Source organism: Pedobacter sp. W3I1, assembly GCF_030816015.1.
Classification (GTDB): Bacteria; Bacteroidota; Bacteroidia; order Sphingobacteriales; family Sphingobacteriaceae; genus Pedobacter.
Genome location: NZ_JAUSXN010000001.1, coordinates 3,892,896 through 3,917,983, shown reverse-complemented (window position 1 = coordinate 3,917,983; position 25,088 = coordinate 3,892,896). Strand labels below are relative to the sequence as shown.

Here is a 25,088-nt window from a genome sequence, read left to right as displayed (position 1 = left end):
AAAAGAATCAACATGAAAAAGACATATTTCATTTTAAGTTTTGCATTTATGATGGCTTTTGCCGGGTGCAAAAAATACATAGATGTTAACTATGACCCCAACAGACCGATAGATGTTAAAGAATCGCTCATGTTACCCCCTATACAAATGCTGATTTCGCAAAATATCAATGCATCCGGTGATGGGAATTTAAGTGTAGTGTTGCAGCAATACCTGCAGGTAATGGCACTCAACCAGGTAGCCCCAAATTTTGGTACTTATCAGATGTACAATATTGATATGGACGGTGACTGGAACAACGTATACGTGCGCACGCTGAACAACTTAAGTCTCCTAAATTTAAAAGCAGCTGCAAACGGCAATTTTAATTATACTGCGATTTCTAAAATACTCACTGCGTATACTTTGGGCTTCGCAACCGATGCATGGGGAGATATTCCCTACAGTCAGGCTTTCAAGGGAATTGATGTAGCCAATCCTACATACGATACCCAGCAACAAATATATACCCAGCTACAGCGCTTGTTAGATGATGGGATTGCAGATATCGGTCGTAATGCTGGTTTAGCGCCTGGCAGTGACGATCTGATGTACGCGGGCGATATGGCAAAATGGAAAAAACTTGCCTACACCTTAAAGGCACGTTATTACATGCACCTGAGTAAAGCACCTGGAAATACAGCTGCTGCGCAGGCTCAGCTGGCTTTGACTGCACTAACTAATGGTATGCAAAGCAACGATGATGATGCTAAAACTGCTTTCAGTGGTGCAGCAGGGGCGGAAAATCCGTGGCAACAGAATTTTCTACCGGGTACTACATTTGTGCTTGCCAACACCTTTGTTGATGCTTTTACCACCAGAAACGATCCAAGATTAAGCAAAATGGTTAAACCCGCCAAACAAACCGGTTTATATACGGGCCGGCAGATTGGTTTAGACGAAATTGGAAGTCTGGAAGCTTACTCCATTCCTGCCGATTTTTACGCAGGTGCCAATGCCAACAATTATCTGGTAAATTATACCGAGGCATTATTCATAAAAGCCGAAGCTACGCTGGTGGTATCGGGTTTTGCAGCTGCAGAACCTATTTATCAGGATGGAATCAAACAGCACATGACTAAGGTAGGGGTGAGCACAACTGATATGAATACTTACATTGCTTCTCGTGGGACACTTAATAATACAAATGCGCTCCGTTTAATTATGGAAGAAAAGTCGATTGCAAACTTTCTTAATGCTGAAAATTACACAGATTGGCGACGTACCGGATTCCCTGCTTTAACCAAAGTTAAAAATGCACTCTCAGAAATTCCGAGAAGGGTACTTTACCCAAATACCGAAATTACAGCAAACCCACAACCGCAACAAAAGGCTAAACTTACCGACAGGTTATGGTGGGATGTTAATTAAATAGACGCCAGTTAGTTAATAATACTGGAGGTTGTATCATAAGTTGTGATTCCATTCGAACTTGTCACATTGAGCTTGTCGAAATGCTTTGCGAGGCGTTTAAAACAGGTCCTTCGACAGGCTCAGGATGACAATTCTATATTTATGATACAGCCTCTTTTTTGTTGTAAAAAAAAGCGCCGGTTTTCTGGGAGAAAACTGACGCTTCTTAATGATGTAAAAGTAAGTTATGATTAGAATCTTACACCAAAAGTTAAGAATACATTATTTCTATTACTTTTAACATCTGCAACAGGTTCTGTATAATCATCTAATAAATAAGGACTCGAGCTGAAATTTGTTTTATAGTTCTGATACGCTAAATCGAAATAATAGTTGTCTATACGGTATCCAAGGCCACCAGTGTAATATTGACCCTGGTAAAATTTATTGTCGCCGCCTTTAACACCGTTTCCATTTACACCATAACCAGCTCTTAAGCTAAACTCGTTAGTCACTTTTACTTCTGCACCAACTCTGTAGTTAATCGCTTCTTTATAAGACTCTTTGATGAAAGCATTATTATCGTTTATCGTATTGCGGTCATATCCATCAACATCTGAAAAACGCATAGAAGCATAATCTACATAATCAACATCTGCTGATATTAATGCTGTACCAGCGATTACGTAACTAATACCCGCAGAAGCTTTTAATGGTGTACGTAAGTTATAACTGAACGTGTAATATTTAGTTGGGTTATTTGAGTTAGAAGGTGCATTTGTTGCATTTCCAGCTAAATTTGCTTGTAAAGTCTCACTTGTATTATCTTCAATATTCATCCAGGTTGGGGTCTGGAAATTTATACCAATTCTTAATTCATTCACCGGTCTGAAAATCATACCCAGTTTCAAGTTAAATCCACCACCTTTGGTTTCCTGGTTTCTGAAATGGTTTAAGTTATAGTTTTCGTTTCCGGTATACGCAGGGATTGGTAGACCATCATCAAAAGTGTTCACAATACCTGATTCGGTAAAAGTTGCATCACTGATGTATTTTACATTAACAAAACTAGCTGTTGCACCAATATAAACCTTGTTGCCAAAGTTCAGGGCACCTGCTACGTTAAATTCTGATGTGGAACCTAATCTGGATTCGTCCCAGTTTTGTTTGAAACTCGCATTGTTATAAGGCTCTGCAGAATATCTGTTTGGGTAATTAGGCGCATTTTTATTAATTAAATAACTATTGTACGCATCGCCAGCTATCGAATTTTCAATCCCGCTACTATTGGCCTGGTCTACATAAGAATCTCTTATAGAGCTATTGTTATTCGTGCCATTATAACTGATGTTATTTAAGAAATCGTTGTTACGTGTATAACTTAAACCAAATACCGTACTTACCAATCCTTTATTTACATCAGCGCCTTTCATTTTAGCTGCAGGACTATAAAATACTACGCCAATATTATTCAGGTTAATCTGACTTTTACTTGCTTTCGTATTATTGCCTAAATAAGCACTGTTATTAGAAACTGAATTAAATTCTGGTGTAAGACTAAATTCTGATTTCGTGAACAGGCCTAATCCGGCAGGGTTTGCATTAATTGAGCCAATATCACCACCAACACCAATCTGCGCGCCACCCATTCCTTTAAATCGGGCTGTGCTACCATAATTGGTTTGAGAGAATCGGAACGCATCTGGTGCATAACTTTGGGCGTATGACGTTCCCATAGCAGCTACTGTAGCCACTAGTGAAGCTAAAATATATTTTTTCATGTTGTGTGTAAATTTAATTAACCTCTTCCTGCTCTAGATGGTCTTGATCCACCACCGCCTCCGCCGCCAGTAGAACCACCGCCGCCGCCATTTGATGGTGGAGGTGAATAAGTAGGTCTGCTTTCAGTTCTTGCAGGTTGTTGTGGTGTATAGTTCTCGTTTCTGGTAGGTCTGCTGCTTTGTGTACCTTGAGGTGCATAGCCGTCGTTTCTGGTAGGTCTGCCGCTTTGGTTGTTTTGACCCTGCGCATAGCCCCCGGCTTGGGTTCTCTGAGGTCGGCCAGCATTATTGTTTGGCGCATAACCCACACCATTTGGATTGGTTACGCCAGATCTGCTCGGTCTGCCAGAGTTTCCGGCACTTGTATTGCCACCATATCTTGGTACGCCTCTATCATTACTTCCTGGTCTTGGTCTGTAAGAACCCCCTCTGTTGGTGTAAACACCACCACCATAATATCCGCCGCCGATACCCCAGCCACCGCCATAGTATCCACCGCCCCAACCATAACGGTCATAGTAGGAGTTAGGTCCCCATGAATTCCAACCGTAAGGATTATTCCATCCATAACCAAAGTTTCCATAATAGAATGGATTGCTCCAGATACTGCCATAACCAAAGCTACCACCCCAGCCACCTAAGCCGTATCCGCTGTTCCAACCTAGTCCGTAACCCAGGTAGTTCGAAGGACCATAACTGTTTCCATAATAATAATTGTCAAAATAAGGGTCGTAATAGCCCTGAAAGCTGTAACCATTATAAAAACGGTTTATTCTAGACGAGTAATCCATATCGTAATAAGGATTACTGGTTCCGTAATATTCATCATATTCTTCTTGTCCCTGAGTTTGGTCTTGTGTTTGCTGACGTTGTGAAGGAAGAACGACTTCGACCTCTCTAGCTTTTGCTACAGAGTTATAAACATCATCAGCTGGCTTAGTTTGAGCCAATTTTGATGTAGAGCATGATGCCACCAACCCTGCAGCGGCAATCATAACAATGGGTAAAAATTTAATTGGTTTCATTGTGTTTATATTTAGTTGTGTGTGTTCACGAATTTAATAAAACAGTTCCAAAAGTAAAAATTATTAACTATTTGTTTAGTCAAAAACGGATATAAAATAATTGACATTAATTGTTAATCTTTTGTAGGCATAAATTTATAAATTTGCCGTCGGATTTTACACTTTTTAACATACAAATTACGTTCCAAATACATAACATGAGCAAAGAAATTACAAGTAGAGAAGCAGATTATTCCCAGTGGTATAATGATATTGTATTAAAAGCAGATTTAGCAGAGCACTCTGCTGTGCGTGGTTGTATGGTTATAAAGCCAAATGGCTATGCCATATGGGAAAAAATGCAGGCTGTTTTAGATAAGATGTTTAAGGATACAGGACACCAGAACGCCTATTTTCCATTATTCATCCCAAAGTCATTTTTCTCTAAGGAAGCTTCTCACGTTGAGGGTTTTGCGACAGAATGTGCCGTTGTTACACATTACCGGTTAAAAAATGACGGCAACGGAAATATTGTGGTTGATGAAACGGCGAAATTAGAGGAGGAATTAATTGTTCGCCCAACTTCCGAAACCATTATCTGGAACACCTATAAAGGATGGATCCAATCGTACCGTGATTTACCATTACTGATCAATCAATGGGCGAATGTGGTAAGATGGGAAATGCGTACCAGGTTGTTTCTACGTACAGCCGAATTTTTGTGGCAAGAAGGGCATACCGCTCATGCTACAGCAGAAGAGGCGATCGAGGAAACGGAACGTATGTTGCATATCTACGCCGATTTTGCAGAAAATTGGTTAGCTGTTCCGGTCATTAGAGGTCGTAAATCGCCAAATGAAAGATTTGCGGGTGCTTTAGATACTTATTGTATTGAGGCCTTAATGCAGGATGGCAAAGCTTTACAGGCAGGTACATCTCACTTTTTAGGTCAGAATTTTGCCAAAGCTTTTGATGTTAAGTTTACGGGTAAAGATGGGAAATTAGATTATGTTTGGGCTACTTCATGGGGCGTTTCTACACGTTTAATGGGTGCATTAATTATGGCGCACAGTGATGATTCAGGATTGATTATTCCTCCAAAATTAGCACCAATTCAAGTGGTTATCGTTCCGATTTATAAAGGAGATGAAGATTTAGCCAAGATATCAACTTATGTAAATGAATTAACCATGCGTTTAAAAGGCATGGGGGTTTCTGTTAAATATGATGATAGAGATACACAGCGCCCTGGATTTAAGTTCGCTGATTATGAGTTGAAAGGTGTGCCAATCCGTATTGCCATTGGTGGTCGAGATTTGGAAAATAAAACAGTCGAAATTGCCCGTAGAGATACCAAGGTGAAACAAACTGTACCTCAGGAAGGATTGGATATTTACATCATTAAACTACTGGAAGATATTCAGCAAAGTATGTTTAACAAGGCATTAGCTTATCGTGATGAGCATATTACTGAAGCTAACAGTTATGAAGAGTTTCAGGAATTGTTAGATACCAAAGCCGGTTTTATTTCAGCACATTGGGATGGAACATCAGAAACGGAGCAAAAAATAAAAGACGAAACAAAAGCGACTATACGTTGTATTCCATTAGACAACAAATTGGAAGATGGTGTTTGTATTTATTCAGGAAAACCATCTATACAAAGGGTATTATTTGCAAGAGCGTATTAGTAAGTCCTGAGTCGTGAGTTCGGAGCCGTAAGTCTCCTTGCAGACGTTTTAAAGATAAGTTTAGAGTCGCTAGTTAAACGTTTTGAAACTTCTGACTAACGATTTTAATGTATTAATTAGATATGAGATTTGAGACATTAGATTTGAGATTTAGATTTCATCTCATGACTCAAATCTCACATCTCAAATCTAAAAAAAAATGAAATTCGCAACTAAAGCTATACATGCGGGTCAAGAGCCTGATCCAACAACGGGTGCTGTAATGACGCCGATTTATCAAACCTCTACCTATTGGCAAAAATCTCCTGGAGATAACAAAGGGTACGAATATTCGAGAGGAACAAACCCAACACGTAAAGCTTTGGAAGATTGTTTAGCTGCTTTAGAAAATGCTAAATATGGTTTGGCTTTTTCAAGCGGAATGGGTGCAACAGATGCCGTATTAAAATTATTGCAACCAGGCGACGAAGTGATTACCGGGAACGATTTGTACGGAGGTTCGTACCGGATCTTTACCAAAATCTTTACTAAATACGGAATCAAATTCCACTTTCTGGATCTTTCTAAGCCGGAAAATATATTACCGTACATCAATGATAAAACGAAATTGGTTTGGATAGAAACACCTACCAATCCTACCATGCAGATTATCGATATTGAAGGGGTAGCAAAAATTACAAAGGAGAAAAAATTAATCCTCACGGTTGATAATACATTTGCATCGCCTTATTTACAAAACCCGATCGATTTGGGTGCTGATATTGTGATGCACTCGGTAACCAAGTATATTGGTGGACACTCTGATGTAGTTATGGGTGCTTTGGTAACAAACGATGAGCAATTGTATAAAGATCTTTGGTTTATTTACAATGCCTGTGGTGCAACACCAGGTCCGCAAGATGCTTTTTTAGTTTTGAGAGGAATTAAAACACTTCATCTTCGAATGAAAGCGCATTGCGAAAATGGAGAGCGTATTGCACATTATTTAAAAACACATCCAAAGGTTGACAAAATCTATTGGCCGGGTTTTGAAGATCACCCCAATCATGATGTAGCTAAAAAGCAAATGCGTGGTTTTGGTGGTATGATTTCGATTACACTAAAAGGTGCTGACTTGCAGAAAACATTTAGGATTTCGTCTAATTTCAAGGTGTTTACGCTGGCAGAATCTTTAGGTGGCGTAGAATCTTTAATTAATCACCCTGCTACCATGACTCATGGCTCTATCCCGAAAGAAGAAAGAGAGAAAGTAGGGGTTACCGACAACTTGCTGCGTTTAAGCGTAGGGGTGGAGGATATCGATGATCTTTTAGAAGATCTGGCAAATGCATTAGCATAATATTTAGAGCGGGCAGATAAAATATTTGCCCGCTTTTTTGTAAAGCAAGCCCTATTCTAAATTAATAGTAGTCCGGCTTTACACTAAATCTTTTTTGTGAAGTTGCTGCTTTATTAAAGTATTGAAAACAAAAAAGGATACCGTTTCAATCCGGTTTAAATGGCAACAATTGTGCTGCTATTTACGTCTTAAAAGAAGCTAACGATGCAATTTCTGGAGTTAAAGAATTTTCTTGATAGTAAAGTTGAACAATATAATCAGCCTAATTTTATAGCAAACGATCCGGTTTGTATTCCTCATCTTTTCGAAAAAAAACAGGATATAGAAATTGCAGGTTTTTTTGCTGCGGTTTTAGCGTGGGGGCAGCGGAAAACAATTATTAATAAATGTAAGGAACTGCTTGGCCGGATGAATAATGCACCTTATGATTTTGTTTTAAACCATACGGATAGTGATTTGAAGCGTCTGCTGAATTTTAAACACCGTACCTTTAACGATACCGATTTACTTTATTTTATTTCATTTTTTAAGCAACATTATCAAAATTTCGACAGTTTGGAGCAGGCATTTGTACCAAAGCAAGATGTTTTTAGGTCTGAATATTTAGCAGTTTCATCAATAAAACCTGAAATAACATATGCCTCGGAAGTATGTTACGCTGATGAGCTTAACTTTTCCATAGAGCAGGCATTGAACCATTTCAGGCAGTATTTTTTCTCTTTAGAAGATTTTCCTCACCGGACGAAGAAACACATTTCCTCGCCAAAGCAAAAATCTACCTGTAAACGTTTAAATATGTTTTTGCGGTGGATGGTTAGAGTAGATCAAAAAGGTGTCGATTTTGGTATCTGGAATACACTTCAGCCAAAAGATTTAATTTGCCCCTGCGATGTGCATGTAGATCGGGTGGGGCGGTTACTTGGACTAATTAACAGAAAGCAGACCGATTGGTTAACTGCAATTGAATTAACCGAAAATCTGAAACAGTTCGATCCTTCCGATCCGGTGAAGTATGATTTTGCTTTATTTGGCTTAGGTGTAGAAAAGTTACTTTAATTTTTCAAAATTAAGAAAAGTCAAAAAAAAATTCTTTTTTTGATTCAATCTTCTTATACTTACATATAGTCCTGCTTCATTAGTAGGATTGCGTCTATCCAAATGTCTTGCTATGATCGCAGTTAACTTATCTGATGAAGATAGATGGAAGAAATACAATAATTTTTCTCCACTGGTATCAATTTTTAAAAAATTTCACCCGCTTAATGATGAAATAGAAAAGCGGATCAATCAGCACACATTCCCAATCAGCTATAAAAAGAATAAATATCTTGTTTCGCCGGTAGATCGTAACAAGTTCCTTTTTTTAATTGTTAAAGGTGTAGTTAGGGGTTTTATTAAAGATGGGGATAACGAGATTACCACATGGATTGCCAAAGAGAATGAAGTGGTAGGTACCATACGCAATTTATGGATAGATAGCGATTCGGAAGAGTATTTACAGGCATTAGAAGATGTTGATTTAGTTGCGATCCCGCAAGTGTTATCAGAATACCTTTACGAAAATTTTCCTGAGGCCAATATTGTTGGAAGAAAGATGATGGAGTTATATTACCGTTCGGCAGAGGAGCGTGCTTACCTGTGCCGGATTTCATCAGCCGAGAAAAGATACAAACGTTTTTTAATCTCATTCCCTGATTTAATTAACCGTGTTTCTTTAAAACATATTGCTTCTTTCTTAGCCATCAGGCTCGAAACATTGAGTAGGATTAGGGCTAAGATTTAATTCTTTTAAATTCGATTTTATTTTCTTGTTTTTTTAAGTAAAGGGTTTAGGATTTTAACAGATCCTAAGCCCTTTTTGTTTATGTTTGAAAACAACATTTACGTGTATAATCAGTAGTATAAATACTACATATTATTATATAGTTGTTGATTAATATCAAAAAAACATTTCGTCAATTGGCAATTGTCTGCCAGCATAGTAAAAGTTAATTTCTTTTTTTATTCGCTTTGTAGTATTGTTGATACAGTTTTTGACAATTTAAGTACAAAATATGTTGGCAATATCATGGTTTTTTGGCTCTTGCAGACTTGTGAAAAATAACATACTTTTGCGGCCCTTAAAAACGGCATTTTAAAATAGTCTCTATCTCTTCAAAAGTGTTTTATAATCAGCGTATAAACGCTGTTTTTTACTGCATCCTGTAAAGAGAATTTTTTATTGGAAAAAACCTTTTTAGGAAGATTTTGTGCTCATCGGATGAGGTTATTTATATGCAGTGATTACCCTATTATTTCCAAGTGGAAAATGAATAAAATTATACAACGCTTTCTCTTCTGTTTTCAAAAAGAAACATGTTTTAAACTAATGACATTGTCGTTATTTTTACTGGTTTTTAATTCTTCGGCTACTGCACAAACCTACAAGAAACACTATATAGCCCCTGCACCGTGGCAATACTTTACTGTTGCTAATGAACTTGTTGTTTCTACACTGAGTACAACACCGATTTCTGTTACCGTAAAAAAAAGTGATGGAACTTTAATAACCACTTTAACGAATGTTGTTGCCGGATCTCCTGGCCGTTACCGTTTTACGGGCAGTGTTACCAGTTTTCCTTATTTTTCGTTAAATACAAACGTTAATGCAGCGGGGTTGATTGTAGAATCGACGGCTGCGATAAATGTAAATATCCGAAATGTGGCTTCTGATGCTACAGACGATGGTTATATAAAAGGCAATGCATCTTTATTCAGTTTCGGTGATGCGGCCATAGGAAATAAATTTAGGGCAGGTTATTACCGAAACGGAGAGATTTATACCAGCAACAACCCAAATTACAGTACAAGGCAGCATAAGCCTGTTTACAGTGTAATGGCAATTGAAAATAATACAGTTGTAAATATAAACGGTGTAGCTACTACTACATTGAATGCTGGTCAGAGTTACTTGTTTAGCGCCAATATGGGGTCGTTAGTAGAAACTTCTGGTCCTTCGGTAATGAATACAAGCGCACAGTTTGATGCACCTACAGTAAGCACAGCTTGTTATGATGGAGCATCAAATCCAGTGCCTCCTATTACTGCTTTAGGTAATGAATATATCGTTGTAAGGGGTGGCGGAAATAACATTTCTGAGCAGACTACAATCATTGCCTCTGAGCCAAATACGTCTGTAACCGTTTATAATTTTAATACTGCAGGTGTTTTACAGAGTACCAACACTTACAACCTCATTGCCGCCGGAAGCTTTGTGAGTTTTCCAAATGGAGTTGCAGGTACTACAGCGGGTAATGGACAAGAGGGATTGCAATATTCTTCTACCAAAATAGTAGCGAACAAAAATGTTGTGGCTTATTCGGGTACAGCTTCTGGCTGCGAAGTTGATATTGCCACTTTGGCACCAATTTCTGCCTGTGGTGGATCCAAAAAAGTTGAAACGATGAAGTTTAGGGCACTTAATGAAGCTACTGATCTGCCTTATTTCGCTTATATCATTACACAGGATCCGATTGCTAAAGTATTGCTTTCAACTGATAACCTTTATGCCAACAAAGATATTGAAACTATTACTGGGGTGGGGATAAGAAGGCAAATGGGGTCAACAGGGCAATATTTGATCGATTTTACTAACGATAATATTGGTAAACCGAATGTGATTAGCTTGAGCAGTACAGCGAGGTTAACTGTTAATATGGTTCAACAAGGGGCTGGCTTTTCAATGTCAAACTTTCTTTCTCCTTTTCCGGAAAAAGCGCTAAAACCTACTTATACACAGGCAGATTGTGCTTCGGCATTGCTTAGTGCAGACCCAAGCAGTGTTGCCCCGTTCCAATGGTATCTTAATGGCACAGCGATTACAGGCGCTACAAGTAATACTTATCAGGCACCTGTTTCTGGTACATATACGGTCACGTCGCAATTAGACTGCGGCATTAGTGCCCAATCGTTACCAATAACCATTGCCTTATGTAATGTTGATTTGATTTTAACCAAAGCAGTTGACAATACATCACCGTCAAAGGGAGGGACAGTTAATTTTACCATTACAGTAAAAAATTCGAACCTTGCCTCAGGTACGGTTACTGGTACTGGTAATGCGATAGGCGTTTCGGCAACCGATTTACTTCCTTCCGGATATACTTACGTTTCAAATGTAGCTGCTACCGGAACATCTTATGATCCGGCTACAGGTTTGTGGTCGATAGGTAGTATGAATGCGGGGCAAAGTCTTACGCTAACTATAACGGCTAAGGTTAATAATTCTGGAAATTATAACAATATAGCAACCGTAACCGGATCTCAGGCAGAACCTGTATTGTCGAATAATACCGCTTCTGCTAGTGTTACACCGGTTGACATTTCATTAACATCGGCTTCGGGAACAGATGCGCAATCCATTTGTTCGGGAGCTTCTACTACGGCTATTCAATATCAGATTACAGGAACCCCTACCATTTTAGTAAAAGGTCTGGGTGCTTCGGGTTTAAGTTATGGAACTACTACCGCTGGAGGAAATACCATTTTAACCATTGATGCAGGGACGGTATCCAATGCTGGTGATTATAATTATACAGTAAGAGCAACTTATGGGTCTCCATCTGCTACGGTTATTACTACAACAGGGTCTATCATGGTTAGTCCTCAGGTAACTACCCCTGTTTTTGCTTTGGGTGCTACTTCATCCCGCTGTCAAGGCTTCGGCACACAGACCTATTCGGCAACAGCCAGCAATGCCACTGGAATTACTTATAGCATTAGTCCTGCAAATTCTGGTGTAATTAATGCCAATAGCGGTGCGGTAACCTGGTCGTCTGTTTATAGTGGTACTGTTACGATTACAGCGACTGCTGTAGGTATATGCGGAACTAAAACGGCAAATCATACTGTAACTATTAATTCGACCGGAACGATCAGTGGGGCAGGTACCGTATGCTCTGGTTCAAATGGTACATTGACATTATCTGGTGCACCCTCAACTGTTGTACGTTGGGAATCATCAACTGATAATGGTATAAACTGGACAACAATTGCAAATACGACAACAACTTTAAATTATACCAATATTACTGTTACTACGCTTTATAGAGCCATTGTTTCTGGCGGAGGTTGTACCAATGCCGCTTCGGGAACTGCAAATGTAACAGTAACACCTCGTCCGGTAATTGCCAATCAAACTTATTACATCTGTAAAACAGGTAGTTTTGCTTTTGCCCCAATTGATGTGCCTAATGGAACAACCTACACATGGTCCAGTCCAACGCTTTCTTCTGCAAATATTACCGGTGGAACCGCTGGTGCTGATCAGCTTTCGATAGATCAAACCTTAACCAATTCAGGTACAACGCTACAAACGGCAACCTACACGGTTACGCCTACTTATTCATCGTGTGCGGGTAATGCTTTCACGATAACGGTATATGTGGTGCCTACACCTAATGCTTCAGCAACCGGAACGGCCATTTGTTCAGCATCCGCATTTAGTATTATGCCAAATAGCAATGTAAATGGAACAACTTATACCTGGACGGCTGCTTTATCAAACGGAACAGCCTCTGGGTTTTCGAATCAATCTACTGCGGTTACGGCGCCAATTTCGCAAACCTTAACAAACACCTCTGGAGCTGATGCTACTGTAAGATATACTGTAACGCCAATTTACAATGGTTGTAGTGGAGCAAGTTTTACTTTCGATGTTATTGTAAGGACGGCTACGCCAGCACCGACTGCAAGCAATCAGACTTTCTGCGAAATCTCAAATGCTACTATTGCCAGTTTAGCTGCAACAGGAACATCTGTTAAATGGTATACGCAGGCAACAGGTGGAACGGCTTTGGCTTCGACTACAGCTTTAGCCAATGGAACTTATTATGCGAGTCAGACTTTAAATAGTTGTGAGAGTGTAACCCGTGCACAGATCACGGTAACCATTACGGCTACACCAGCGCCGACTGCAAGCAATCAGACTTTCTGTGAAATCTCAAACGCTACTGTTGCCAATTTAGCCGCAACAGGAACATCTGTTAAATGGTATACGCAGGCAACAGGTGGAACGGCTTTGGCTTCGACTACAGCTTTAGCCAATGGAACTTATTATGCGAGTCAGACTTTAAACAGTTGTGAGAGTGCAACTCGTGCACAGATTACTGTAACGATCTATCCAACACCAAAAGGATTTAATGATGCCTGGACTTTAGATTGTGCAGGAATTTTTAGTTATAATATTCAAACATTAAATATCAATAATACTGCTAAGGGTGGGAATTCAGTTCCAGCATCATTCACCTGGACGGTAAATGCAAATGCTAATGTAACGGGGGCAGCTAATGGATCGGGCAATACAATCACTCAAACTTTATTCAATACGAGTAACAGTATCCAAACAATCGTGTATACTGTAACGCCAAAAGCGACTGTAACAGGTGCGTGCATTGGTAATGCATTTACTATAACCGTATCTGTTCCAGTGTGCTCGTCGATATCGATTACCAAGTCTGCAGATGTTTCCTTGGTTAATAAAGCTGGAAATATTATCAATTACACCGTTACGGTAGCCAATACCGGGAATGCAAATCAAAATAACATAATAGTTAGCGATCCCTTGCTTGGAGGTAATTTAAACAATCCTACGAAAATCGGAAATACAGATAATATTTTAGAAAAAGGCGAAACTTGGACCTATAATGGATCTTATACTGTACTTCAATCAGATTTAAATAACAATGGTAATCCAACCAATAACACTGGAAAGATTACCAATACCGCAAGTGTTAATACCACCGAGCTACCGACTGTTAAGACAGCAACAGCTGATGTTAACATTGTTTTAAGTCCGGCGGTTACTTTGGTGAAAACAGGAACATTAAACGTTAATGGAAATTCGATTAGTTACCTGTTTACCGTAAAAAATACGGGTAATGTAACTTTGAATAACTTGGTGGTAACAGATAGTAAAGTTACAAGTGCAATAATATTGGCTGCCACAACACTGGCGCCTGGAATGAGCACAACGGCTACAGCTTCGTACACGATTTCCACTGCGGAAAGGGCCACTGGATCAGTTAGTAATACGGCTACGGTTAATGGAAAAGATCCGTTAAATGGCAATGTTTCTGATGTTTCGGGTACAACTGAGGGCAGCGATACGCCTACTGTAACCAATACTGGCGTTTACGCTGTTGATGATGAAGGAACTTTGAGTGCAGTAACCGGTGGTGTTGCGGTTAACAATGTTTTGGTTAACGACAAAGTGAATGGTAACCAGGCTACTTTAGTTAATGTGACCATCTCTCAGGTTTCGAGTTCAAATCCTAACATATCTATTGATCCTGCTACGGGAAAAGTGAATGTGCTTCCGGGTACACCTGTTGGAAATTATACATTGGTTTATCAGATAGAAGATAAAGCAAATCCTGGAAATGTAAAAGAAGCAACTGTTACGATCCATTTGGTTACAGGCGTGATATTAGCTGTTAATGATAGTGGAAGCGCCAATAGCTTTACCGGTGGAACGGCGATAACGAATGTTCTGGGTAATGATACTTACAATGGTGGTGCACAAGCAAACTTATCTAATGTGACCATTACCAACGGTACAAACGACAGCAATGGTAAAGTAACCCTTGATCCAGCAACAGGAGCGGTAAATGTCGCAGCAAATACTCCTGCTGGCATTTATACTTTAACTTATACGATCACCGATAAACTGGATGCTTCGAAAACTTCTACTGCAACGGTAAAAGTAACGGTGGTTTCTGGTGCTTTATTGGCTAAAGATGACGCGGGTACTTCAAATTCGGTAAGTGGTGGAACGGCGGTTGCGAATGTTTTGGCAAACGATACTTACAACGGAACTTCAACCGCTCCGACCTTAAGTGATGTCACCATCACCAACGGTACGAACGACAGCAACGGCAAGGTAACACTTGACCCTGCAACGGGAGCGGTAAGTGTTGCCGCAAATACACCTGCAGGCGTTTACACTTTAACTTATACGATCACCGATAAACTTGATGCTTCGAAAACTTCTACCGCAACGGTAAAAGTGACGGTAGCTTCCGGAACTTTATTGGCAAAAGACGATGCAGGTACTTCAAACTCGGTAACAGGAGGGACAGCAATAACAAACGTGCTTTCGAACGATACTTACAATGGAATGGCAACAGCTCCAACTCTTTCTGATGTGACCATCACCAACGGTACTGATGACAGCAATAGCAAAGTAAGCCTTGACCCAACAACGGGAGCGGTAAGTGTTGCTGCCAATACACCTGCTGGTGTTTATACTTTAACTTATACGATCACTGACAAACTGGATGCTTCAAAAACGTCTACTGCAACGGTAAAAGTAACGGTGGCTTCGGGTGCATTATTGGCTAAGGATGATGCAGGTACTTCAAACTCGGTAACAGGAGGGACAGCAATAACAAACGTGCTTTCGAACGATACTTACAATGGAATGGCAACAGCTCCAACTTTGGCTGATGTCACCATCACCAACGGTACTAATGACAGCAATGGCAAAGTAAGCCTTGACCCAACCACGGGAGCGGTAAGTGTTGCAACAAATACACCTGCTGGCGTTTATACTTTAACTTATACGATCACCGATAAACTGGATGCTTCGAAAACTTCTATTGCAACGGTAAAAGTAACGGTTGCTTCAGGTGCATTGCTTGCAAAAGACGATGCCGGTACTTCAAATTCTGTAAGTGGTGGAACGGCGGTTGCGAATGTTTTGGCAAACGATAATTATAACGGAACTTCAACCGCTCCGACCTTAAATGATGTGACCATCACCAACGGTACAAACGACAGCAATGGTAAAGTAACCCTTGATCCAACAACAGGAGCAGTAAGTGTTGCTGCTAATACACCTGCCGGCGTTTACACTTTAACTTACACGATCACCGATAAACTGGATGCTTCGAAAACATCGACCGCAACGGTAAAAGTTACGGTTGCTTCAGGAGTTTTATTGGCGAAAGATGATGCAGGAACAGCTAACTCGGTAACAGGTGGAAACGCAGTTGCGAATGTTTTAGCCAACGATACTTATAACGGAACTACAACAGCTCCAACCTTAAATGATGTGATCATCACCAACGGTACAAATGATAGCAATGGCAAAGTAACACTTGATCCAACAACAGGAGCGGTGAGTGTGGCTGCCAATACCCCAGCCGGTGTTTACACGCTAACTTACATCATTACCGATAAACTTGATGCTTCGAAAACTTCGACTGCAACGGTTAAGGTTACGGTTTCTTCAGGAGCTTTATTGGCTAAAGACGATGCCGGTACTTCAAACTCGGTAACAGGTGGAACCGCAGTTGCGAATGTTTTAACAAATGATACTTACAACGGAACTTCAACCGCCCCAACTCTTTCTGATGTTACCATTACTAAAGGAACAAATGACAGCAATGGTAAAGTAACACTTGATCCTTTAACAAGGGCGGTAAGTGTCGCAGCAAATACACCTGCTGGCGTTTACACTTTAACTTATACCATCACCGATAAACTGGATGCTTCAAAAACTTCGACTGCAATGGTAAAAGTTACGGTTGCTTCAGGAGTTTTATTGGCTAAGGATGATGCTGGAACAGCCAACTCGATAACAGGTGGTACCACAGTTGAGAATGTTTTAGCAAATGATACTTACAACGGAACTTCAACCGCTCCGACCTTAAATGATGTAACCATCACCAATGGTACTAATGATAGTAACGGTAAAGTAGCACTTGATCCTACAACAGGGGTGGTAAGTGTTGCGGCGAATACCCCATCTGGTGTTTATACTTTAACTTACACGATCACCGATAAACTGGATGCTTCGAAAACTTCTACCGCAACGGTTAAGGTAACGGTTTCTTCAGGAACTTTATTGGCGAAAGATGATGCAGGAGCAACCAACTCGTTAACAGGTGGTACCGCAGTTGCGAATGTATTGGCAAATGATACTTACAACGGAACTTCAACCGCTCCGACCTTAAATGATGTAACCATCACCAATGGTACTAATGATAGTAACGGCAAGGTAATCCTTGATCCTACAACAGGAGCGGTAAGTGTTGCAGCCAATACCTTGGCTGGTGTTTATACGCTAACCTACACCATCACCGATAAACTGGATGCTTCAAAAACCTCTACTGCTACAATCAAAGTAACTGTGGCTTCTGGAGTTTTATTGGCGAAAGATGATGCAGGAACAGCTAACTCGGTCACAGGTGGAACCGCAGTTGCGAATGTTTTGGCAAATGATACTTACAACGGAACTTCAACTGCTCCGACCTTAAATGATGTGACCATTATCAATGGAACAAACAACAGTAATGGCAAGGTAATCCTTGATCCTTCAACGGGAGTGGTAAGTGTTGCGGCGAATACCCCATCTGGTGTTTATACTTTAACTTATACTATTACCGATAAACTGGATGCTTCGAAAACATCGACCGCAATGGTAAAAGTTACGGTTGCTTCAGGAGTTTTATTGGCTAAGGATGATGCCGGTACTTCAAACTCGGTAACAGGCGGAACAGCAGTTGCGAGTGTTTTAGTAAACGATACCTACAATGGAACTAATGTTGCCCCAACTTTGGCTGATGTCACCATCACCAACGGTACTAATGACAGCAATGGCAAAGTAAGCCTTGACCCAACAACGGGAGCGGTAAGTGTTGCAACAAATACACCTGCTGGTGTTTATACTTTAACTTATACGATCACCGATAAACTGGATGCTACTAAAACTTCTACTGCAACGGTTAAGGTTACGGTGACTTCAGGAGCTTTATTGGCAAAAGATGATGCAGGAACAGCTAACTCGGTAACAGGTGGAACCGCAGTTGCTAATGTATTGGCAAATGACACTTACAATGGAACTTCAACGTCTCCAACTTTAAATGATGTAAGCCTTTCACAAGTTTCCACAACAAATTCTAATGTAACGCTTAATGTTGCAACCGGACAGGTAGATGTAAAACCAAATACAGCAGCAGGCGTTTACACATTAGTTTACCAAATCGTAGATAAATTAGATGCAAGTCAATCCAAACAAGCTACTGTAACCATCACGGTCGCTGCACCTATATTCGCTGCCACAAACGATTCAGGAAATGCAAACGGCTTTGCCGGAGGAACAGCAGTTGAAAATGTATTGGCTAACGATACCTACAATGGCAATCCAGCAACATTAAATGATGTGAAATTAAGTCAGGTTTCAACTACCAATCCGAATGTTGCTTTAGATGTAACCACTGGGAAAGTGAATGTTGCACCGAACACTCCGGCAGGAACCTATACTTTGGTTTACCAGATTGAAGATAAACTGAATCCAGGTCAGACTAAAACGGCTACTGTAACCATAACGGTTGGTGCACCAGTATTGGCTGCCACAAACGATTCAGGAAATGCCAACGGCTTCACCGGCGGAACAGCAGTTGAAAATGTATTGGCTAACGATACCTACAACGGTAATCCAGTCACATTAAATGATGTGAAATTAAGCCAGGTTTCAACTGCCAATCCGAATGTTACTTTAGATGTAACCACTGGAAAAGTGAATGTTGCACCGAACACTCCGGCAGGAAACTACATTTTGGTTTACCAGATTGAAGATAAACTGAATCCAGGTCAGACTAAAACAGCTACGGTAACCATCACGGTTGGTGCACCTGCATTGACTGCCACAAATGATTCAGGAAATGCTAATGGCTTCACCGGCGGAACAGCTGTTGAAAATGTATTGGCTAACGATACTTATAACGGCAATCCAACAACATTAAATGATGTAAAATTAAGTCAGGTTTCAACCAGCAATCCAAATGTTACTTTAGATGTAACGACAGGAAAGGTTAACGTTGCACCGAACACTCCCGCAGGTACTTATACTTTGGTTTACCAGATCGAAGATAAACTGAACACAGGTCAGGCAAAAACAGCTACTATAACCATTACGGTTGCTGCACCTGCATTGGCTGCGGTAAACGATTCAGGAAATGCAAACGGCTTCACGGGTGGAACGGCTGTTGAAAATGTATTGGCTAACGATACCTACAACGGCAATCCAGCAACATTAAATGATGTAAAATTAAGTCAGGTTTCAACCAGCAATCCAAATGTTACTTTAGATGTAACCACTGGAAAAGTGAATGTTGCACCGAACACTCCGGCAGGAAACTACATTTTGGTTTACCAGATTGAAGATAAACTGAATCCAGGTCAGACTAAAACAGCTACGGTAACCATCACGGTTGGTGCACCTGCATTGACTGCCACAAATGATTCAGGAAATGCTAATGGCTTCACCGGCGGAACAGCTGTTGAAAATGTATTGGCTAACGATACTTATAACGGCAATCCAACAACATTAAATGATGTAAAATTAAGTCAGGTTTCAACCAGCAATCCAAATGTTACTTTAGATGTAACGACAGGAAAGGTTAACGTTGCACCGAACACTCCCGCAGGTACTTATACTTTGGTTTACCAGATCGAAGATAAACTGAACACAGGTCAGGCAAAAACAGCTACTATAACCATTACGGTTGCTGCACCTGCATTGGCTGCGGTAAACGATTCAGGAAATGCAAACGGCTTCACGGGTGGAACGGCTGTTGAAAATGTATTGGCTAACGATACCTACAACGGCAATCCAGCAACATTAAATGATGTAAAATTAAGTCAGGTTTCAACTACCAATCCGAATGTTGCTTTAGATGTAACCACTGGAAAAGTGAATGTTGCACCGAACACTCCGGCAGGAAACTACATTTTGGTTTACCAGATTGAAGATAAACTGAACCCAGGTCAGACGAAAACAGCTACTGTAACCATTACGGTTGGTGCACCAACATTGGCTGCGACAAATGATTCAGGTGATGCAAACGGCTACACAGGTGGAACGGCAGTTGAAAATGTATTGACTAACGATACCTACAATGGTAATCCAGTAACATTAAATGTTGTAAAATTAAGTCAGGTTTCAACTGCCAATCCGAATGTTACTTTAGATGTAACCACTGGAAAAGTTAACGTTGCACCGAACACTACCGCAGGAACCTATACTTTGGTTTACCAGATCGAAGATAAACTGAACACAGGTCAGACAAAAACAGCTACTATAACCATTACGGTTGGTGCACCAACATTGGCTGCGACAAATGATTCAGGTGATGCAAACGGCTACACAGGTGGAACGGCAGTTGAAAATGTATTGGCTAACGATACCTACAACGGCAATCCAGCCACATTAAATGATGTAAAATTAAGTCAGGTTTCAACTACCAATCCGAATGTTGCTTTAGATGTAACCACTGGAAAAGTGAATGTTGCACCGAACACTCCGGCAGGAAACTACATTTTGGTTTACCAGATTGAAGATAAACTGAACCCAGGTCAGACGAAAACAGCTACTGTAACCTTTACGGTTGGTGCACCAACATTGGCTGCGACAAATGATTCAGGTGATGCAAACGGCTACACAGGTGGAACGGCAGTTGAAAATGTATTGGCTAACGATACCTACAACGGCAATCCAGCAACATTAAATGATGTAAAATTAAGTCAGGTTTCAACTACCAATCCGAATGTTACTTTAGATGTAACCACTGGGAAAGTGAATGTTGCACCGAACACTCCGGCAGGAACCTATACTTTGGTTTACCAGATTGAAGATAAACTGAATCCAGGTCAGACGAAAACAGCTACGGTAACCATCACGGTTGGTGCACCAGTATTGACTGCCACAAATGATTCAGGTGATGCAAACGGCTACGCAGGTGGAACGGCAGTTGAAAATGTATTGGCTAACGATACCTACAACGGCAATCCAGCAACATTAAATGATGTAAAATTAAGCCAGGTTTCAACCACTAATCCAAATGTTAGTTTAGATGTAACAACTGGAAAAGTTAACGTTGCGCCAAACACTCCGGCCGGAACCTATACTTTGGTTTACCAGATTGAAGATAAACTGAATCCAGGTCAGGCAAAAACGGCTACTGTAACCATAACGGTTGGTACAAGTACAATTTTGGCCAAAGACGATGCTGGATCAGCAAATGGTTTTACGGGTGGTATAGCTGTTGAAAATATCCTGGTTAACGATAAATATAATGATGTTTCAGCTGCGACTACAGCTACCGTTGTAATCAATCAAATTTCAACTTCGAATCCAAAAATTAACATTGATCCGGCAACCGGAAAAGTAAATGTTACGGCAGGAACGCTTCCTGGAGTTTATACGCTTATTTATCAGATTAGCGATAAACTGGATGCCGGAAAAACTTCGACAGCTGTTATAACCGTAAGTATCCCGAACTGGATTACCGATCTTCAGATCAACAAGACAGCTAATGTAACTGCTGTTGAAACAAATGGTGATATCAGCTATACCATCACGATTAAAAACAACGGACCTGCTACGGTATTAAGCGGCGAATCCATCGGATTGATAGAAAATCTTCCGGCAGGATTGGAAAATGTAAGCTACAATGCAATCGGCGGAACTTATAGCTCAACCGGAAAAACCTTTACTCTTACAGCAGACCTGTTGGCTGGCCAACAGGTAAGTTTAACCGTTAATGGCCGTGTTGCAGCAGCATTTTCCGGAACAGATTTAGTAAACAGTGTGTCGTTGAGTTCAACCGCCAAATCAACAGATCCTGAAAATATAAATAATCAATCAACCGTTACCACGCCTATCATGAAAGGCAAGGTAGCATTGGTTAAAACAGGTACACTAAGTGCAGATGGCAACAGCATTACTTATACTTTTAATATTACCAATATTGGCGATGTAATCTTAAATAATGTAGTGCTGATTGATCAGAAATTAGCATTGAATAAAACATTCTCTACGGCATTGGCGGTAGGAGCAAGCTTTACCTACAATCAGGTTTATACGCTTTCACAAAGTGATAAAGATGCCGGATCAGTAAGTAATACTGCTTCGGTAAGTGCTAAAACACCTGCCGGAAATACCATTACCGATATTTCTGGAACGGCAAGCGGAAACGATAATCCTACGGAAACACCAATTTCAAATACTTCTTCACTTACTTTTACAAAAGTAGCCAGTGCTGTAGGAATGAAAATTGGCGAATCGATCGATTATAACTTCACCATTACCAATACAGGAAGTGTTACGCTAAGCAATTTAATCCTGAGTGATGCTGCAGTTGATGTCGGGTCAATCAAACCGGCAAGCATTGCAACTTTGGCTCCGGGTGCAAGCGTTAATGTTACGGCAAAACATACTTTAACACAAATTGATATCAACCAGGGATCGTTTACCAACCAGGCATCAATAAAATTAACTGATAATAAAGGCAATGTGATTAACCAATTGTCTGATGACCCGTCTACACCAGCACCAAATGATGCTACGGTAACCAAATTAACGCCATCGCCAGGTTTCACCTTAACCAAATCGGCAACAAACAGTGCAACCAAGGCCGGCGATGTGATCAATTATAACATTATATTCAAAAACACGGGGAATGTAACTTTGACCGATATTACATTAGTTGACGCAAATGCAGATGCCGGCAGTTTAACACCTTCGAATATTACTTCAGTATTGCCTGGTGCTACCATAAATATCACGGCTAAACATACCGTAAAACAAAGTGATGTAAATGCTGGTGGTTTCAGTAATCAGGTAAGTGCAAACGTAAAAGATCCGAAAGGAAATGCGATCGTGAAAGTATCCGACGATCCATCAACTCCTGCAGCAGATGACGCAACCTTTACTACAATTGTAGCCAATCCATCAGTTAGGTTTACCAAAACATTTGCCAACAGTGCAGGTGTGGTTAAAGTAATTGAGTACAGTATCCAGGTAACCAATACGGGTAATGTTACGCTAACTGATATTGTGGTAACCGATGAGGGAGCCGATCTGGGTAGTATTACACCTGCTGCCATCAGTAAATTAGAACCTGCTGAAACCGCTTTGATTTTAGCCAGACACACCTTAACGCAGCCAGAAATTGATAATGGAAAGTTTATAAACCAGGCAAGTTTGGTTGCCAAATATTCGGGTGCTAATAAACTGAGTAAACTTTCAGATGATCCGAGAACCTTGGCGCCTGATGATCCTACGGTATTTCCTATTAAAGAAACGCCAGGCCTTACCTTGGTTAAAACTGGTGTTTTAAGTGCTGATGGAAATTCGGTTACCTATACTTTTACCGCGAAAAATACCGGGAATGTTACTTTAAGCAATTTCAGTTTGCTTGATCCAAAACTTTCATCAACAATTACTTTTACGCCTGCAAGTATCGCACCTGATCAAACCGCGGTGGCTACGGCCGTTTATACCATTACGCAGGCCGAGAAAAATGCAAGTTCGGTAAGAAACTCGGCTACACTTGCGGCTACCACGCCAGCTGGAACTTCAGTTTCTGATGTTTCGGGAACGGAGGAAGACAACGATTATCCTACTATTTTGGAATTGCCTAAAATTGTAAGTTCAAAAACTGTTACCGATGCCAATAACAACGGAAAGGCCGAAGCAAATGAGGTTTTAACTTATCATATTATTGTTAAAAACAACGGAAATGCTGCCAGAATGGGTGTCAAGATTACCGACGCAATTCCGGTTAATACTACTTATATAAGTGCGAGTGCAGATAATGGCGGATCATTAGTCGGCAATGTATTAAACTGGAACAATTTGACCATTCCTGCCAACGGACAGGTGCAGGTAAGCTTTAAAGTAACGGTTAATGCCATTATTCCTTCAGGTGTTTTAAGTGTGAATAACACCGCTACGGTAACCGATCCCGGAAATACCTCAACACCATTGAGCCCGGCTGTATCGATCCCTACAGATGGGATGCTGGAAGGCAGTAAATCTGTTGTTGATAGCAAAGGCAATAAAGATGGCAAAGCACAGGCCAATGAAATTTTGACCTATTCGCTTCAAATTAAAAATACAGGAGGCTCTGCATTAAATGGAGTGACTATAACTGATGAACTTCCTGCTGGCTTAACTTATATTCCTAATTCTGTTTCAGGCTACGGTACTGTTATGGGTAATACTTTGAAATGGACGATTAATATGCAGGCCAATTCGAGTACGGTATTAACTTTTGATGCGAAAGTTGCTCCAGATGTAAATAGCTACAATACGATAAAAAATGTGGCTATAATGACTGCTCCGACAGGAATAACCATTAAGCCAGAAGCGCTTATGGCCGTAGATAAATCAGCTGATTTAATGGTTACAAAAGAATTGGTAACCAAAGGCGATATTAAAACAGGTTCTGATGTAACCTATAAAATTACCGTAACCAATAAAGGCCCAAACAGGGCGACAGGAGTTACCGTTACGGATAAGCTTTCGACTATTATCGACGCGCCTAAAGAAATTACGGTTACCATCGGTGCAACAACTTATACCACCACAAGCAGAGATTTAGTATGGTTAGTTGGAAGTTTAGATTTAAATCAGAGCGCAACACTAACCTTTAAAGCAAGAACCTTAGCTGCTGGTGTATTAAACAACTCAGCAACAGTAAAAGCAGATCAGCCAGATCCAATATTAAATAATAACATGGTTCAGGCAGATGCAGCAACCATAACAGGCGATGATTTATTGATTCCGAACTTGTTTACGCCAAATGGCGACGGTATAAATGACACTTTCGAGATTAATGGCCTGGCCGAATTTGCGGAGAACGAAATCACCATTGTTAATCGCTGGGGTAACGAAGTGTTTCGTGCCAAAGGCTACCAGAATAACTGGACAGGTGAAGGTTTGAATGAAGGAACTTATTATTATTTGCTGCGCGCCAGAAAAGGTGGAAATAATGAATGGAAAGTGTTTAAAGGTTATATCACCCTGATTAGGGCATTTAAAAACTAATAGGGA

General features: G+C 40.5%; 8 protein-coding genes. 6 read left to right on the top strand and 2 right to left on the bottom strand.

Annotation, left to right across the window (positions count from 1 at the left end):
* Window positions 1-12: 12 nt before the first annotated feature.
* Entirely contained in the window at window positions 13-1,410 is a 1,398-nt protein-coding gene (locus QF042_RS16145; RefSeq protein WP_307530183.1) for a SusD/RagB family nutrient-binding outer membrane lipoprotein, read from the top strand.
* Between the two features lie 233 nt (window positions 1,411-1,643).
* On the opposite strand, the gene QF042_RS16140 is transcribed toward QF042_RS16145, so the two are convergent.
* Window positions 1,644-3,173, bottom strand: coding sequence for an OmpP1/FadL family transporter (locus QF042_RS16140; RefSeq protein ID WP_307530180.1), 1,530 nt, complete (start codon window positions 3,171-3,173; stop codon window positions 1,644-1,646).
* Between the two features lie 17 nt (window positions 3,174-3,190).
* Entirely contained in the window at window positions 3,191-4,198 is a 1,008-nt protein-coding gene (locus QF042_RS16135; protein WP_307530178.1) for a hypothetical protein, read from the bottom strand.
* 197 nt (window positions 4,199-4,395) lie between these two features.
* On the opposite strand from QF042_RS16135, the gene proS reads away from it, so the two are divergent.
* From proS to QF042_RS16110, 5 genes are all read left to right on the top strand, one after another.
* Window positions 4,396-5,868: a proline--tRNA ligase gene (proS, locus tag QF042_RS16130; protein ID WP_307530176.1), complete on the top strand. Its 1,473-nt coding sequence runs from the start codon at window positions 4,396-4,398 to the stop codon at window positions 5,866-5,868.
* A 199-nt stretch (window positions 5,869-6,067) separates the two neighbouring features.
* On the top strand, window positions 6,068-7,207 hold the full coding sequence (locus tag QF042_RS16125) for a cystathionine gamma-synthase (RefSeq protein ID WP_307530174.1): 1,140 nt from the start codon (window positions 6,068-6,070) through the stop codon (window positions 7,205-7,207).
* A gap of 204 nt (window positions 7,208-7,411) precedes the next feature.
* Entirely contained in the window at window positions 7,412-8,263 is an 852-nt protein-coding gene (locus tag QF042_RS16120; RefSeq protein WP_307530172.1) for a TIGR02757 family protein, read from the top strand.
* Between the two features lie 112 nt (window positions 8,264-8,375).
* The gene (locus tag QF042_RS16115) at window positions 8,376-8,990 is read left to right on the top strand and encodes a Crp/Fnr family transcriptional regulator (protein ID WP_307530170.1); all 615 of its coding nucleotides are present in this window, start codon (window positions 8,376-8,378) and stop codon (window positions 8,988-8,990) included.
* A gap of 591 nt (window positions 8,991-9,581) precedes the next feature.
* Window positions 9,582-25,082, top strand: coding sequence for a PKD-like domain-containing protein (locus tag QF042_RS16110; RefSeq protein WP_307530168.1), 15,501 nt, complete (start codon window positions 9,582-9,584; stop codon window positions 25,080-25,082).
* Window positions 25,083-25,088: the final 6 nt, after the last annotated feature.

Excerpts from the sequence above, each read along its gene's own strand:
- QF042_RS16145 (WP_307530183.1), top strand. The coding sequence starts at position 13 with ATGAAAAAGACATATTTCATTTTAAGTTTTGCATTTATGATGGCTTTT.
- QF042_RS16140 (WP_307530180.1), bottom strand. The coding sequence starts at position 3,173 with ATGAAAAAATATATTTTAGCTTCACTAGTGGCTACAGTAGCTGCTATG.
- QF042_RS16135 (WP_307530178.1), bottom strand. The coding sequence starts at position 4,198 with ATGAAACCAATTAAATTTTTACCCATTGTTATGATTGCCGCTGCAGGG.
- proS (WP_307530176.1), top strand. The coding sequence starts at position 4,396 with ATGAGCAAAGAAATTACAAGTAGAGAAGCAGATTATTCCCAGTGGTAT.
- QF042_RS16125 (WP_307530174.1), top strand. The coding sequence starts at position 6,068 with ATGAAATTCGCAACTAAAGCTATACATGCGGGTCAAGAGCCTGATCCA.
- QF042_RS16120 (WP_307530172.1), top strand. The coding sequence starts at position 7,412 with ATGCAATTTCTGGAGTTAAAGAATTTTCTTGATAGTAAAGTTGAACAA.
- QF042_RS16115 (WP_307530170.1), top strand. The coding sequence starts at position 8,376 with ATGATCGCAGTTAACTTATCTGATGAAGATAGATGGAAGAAATACAAT.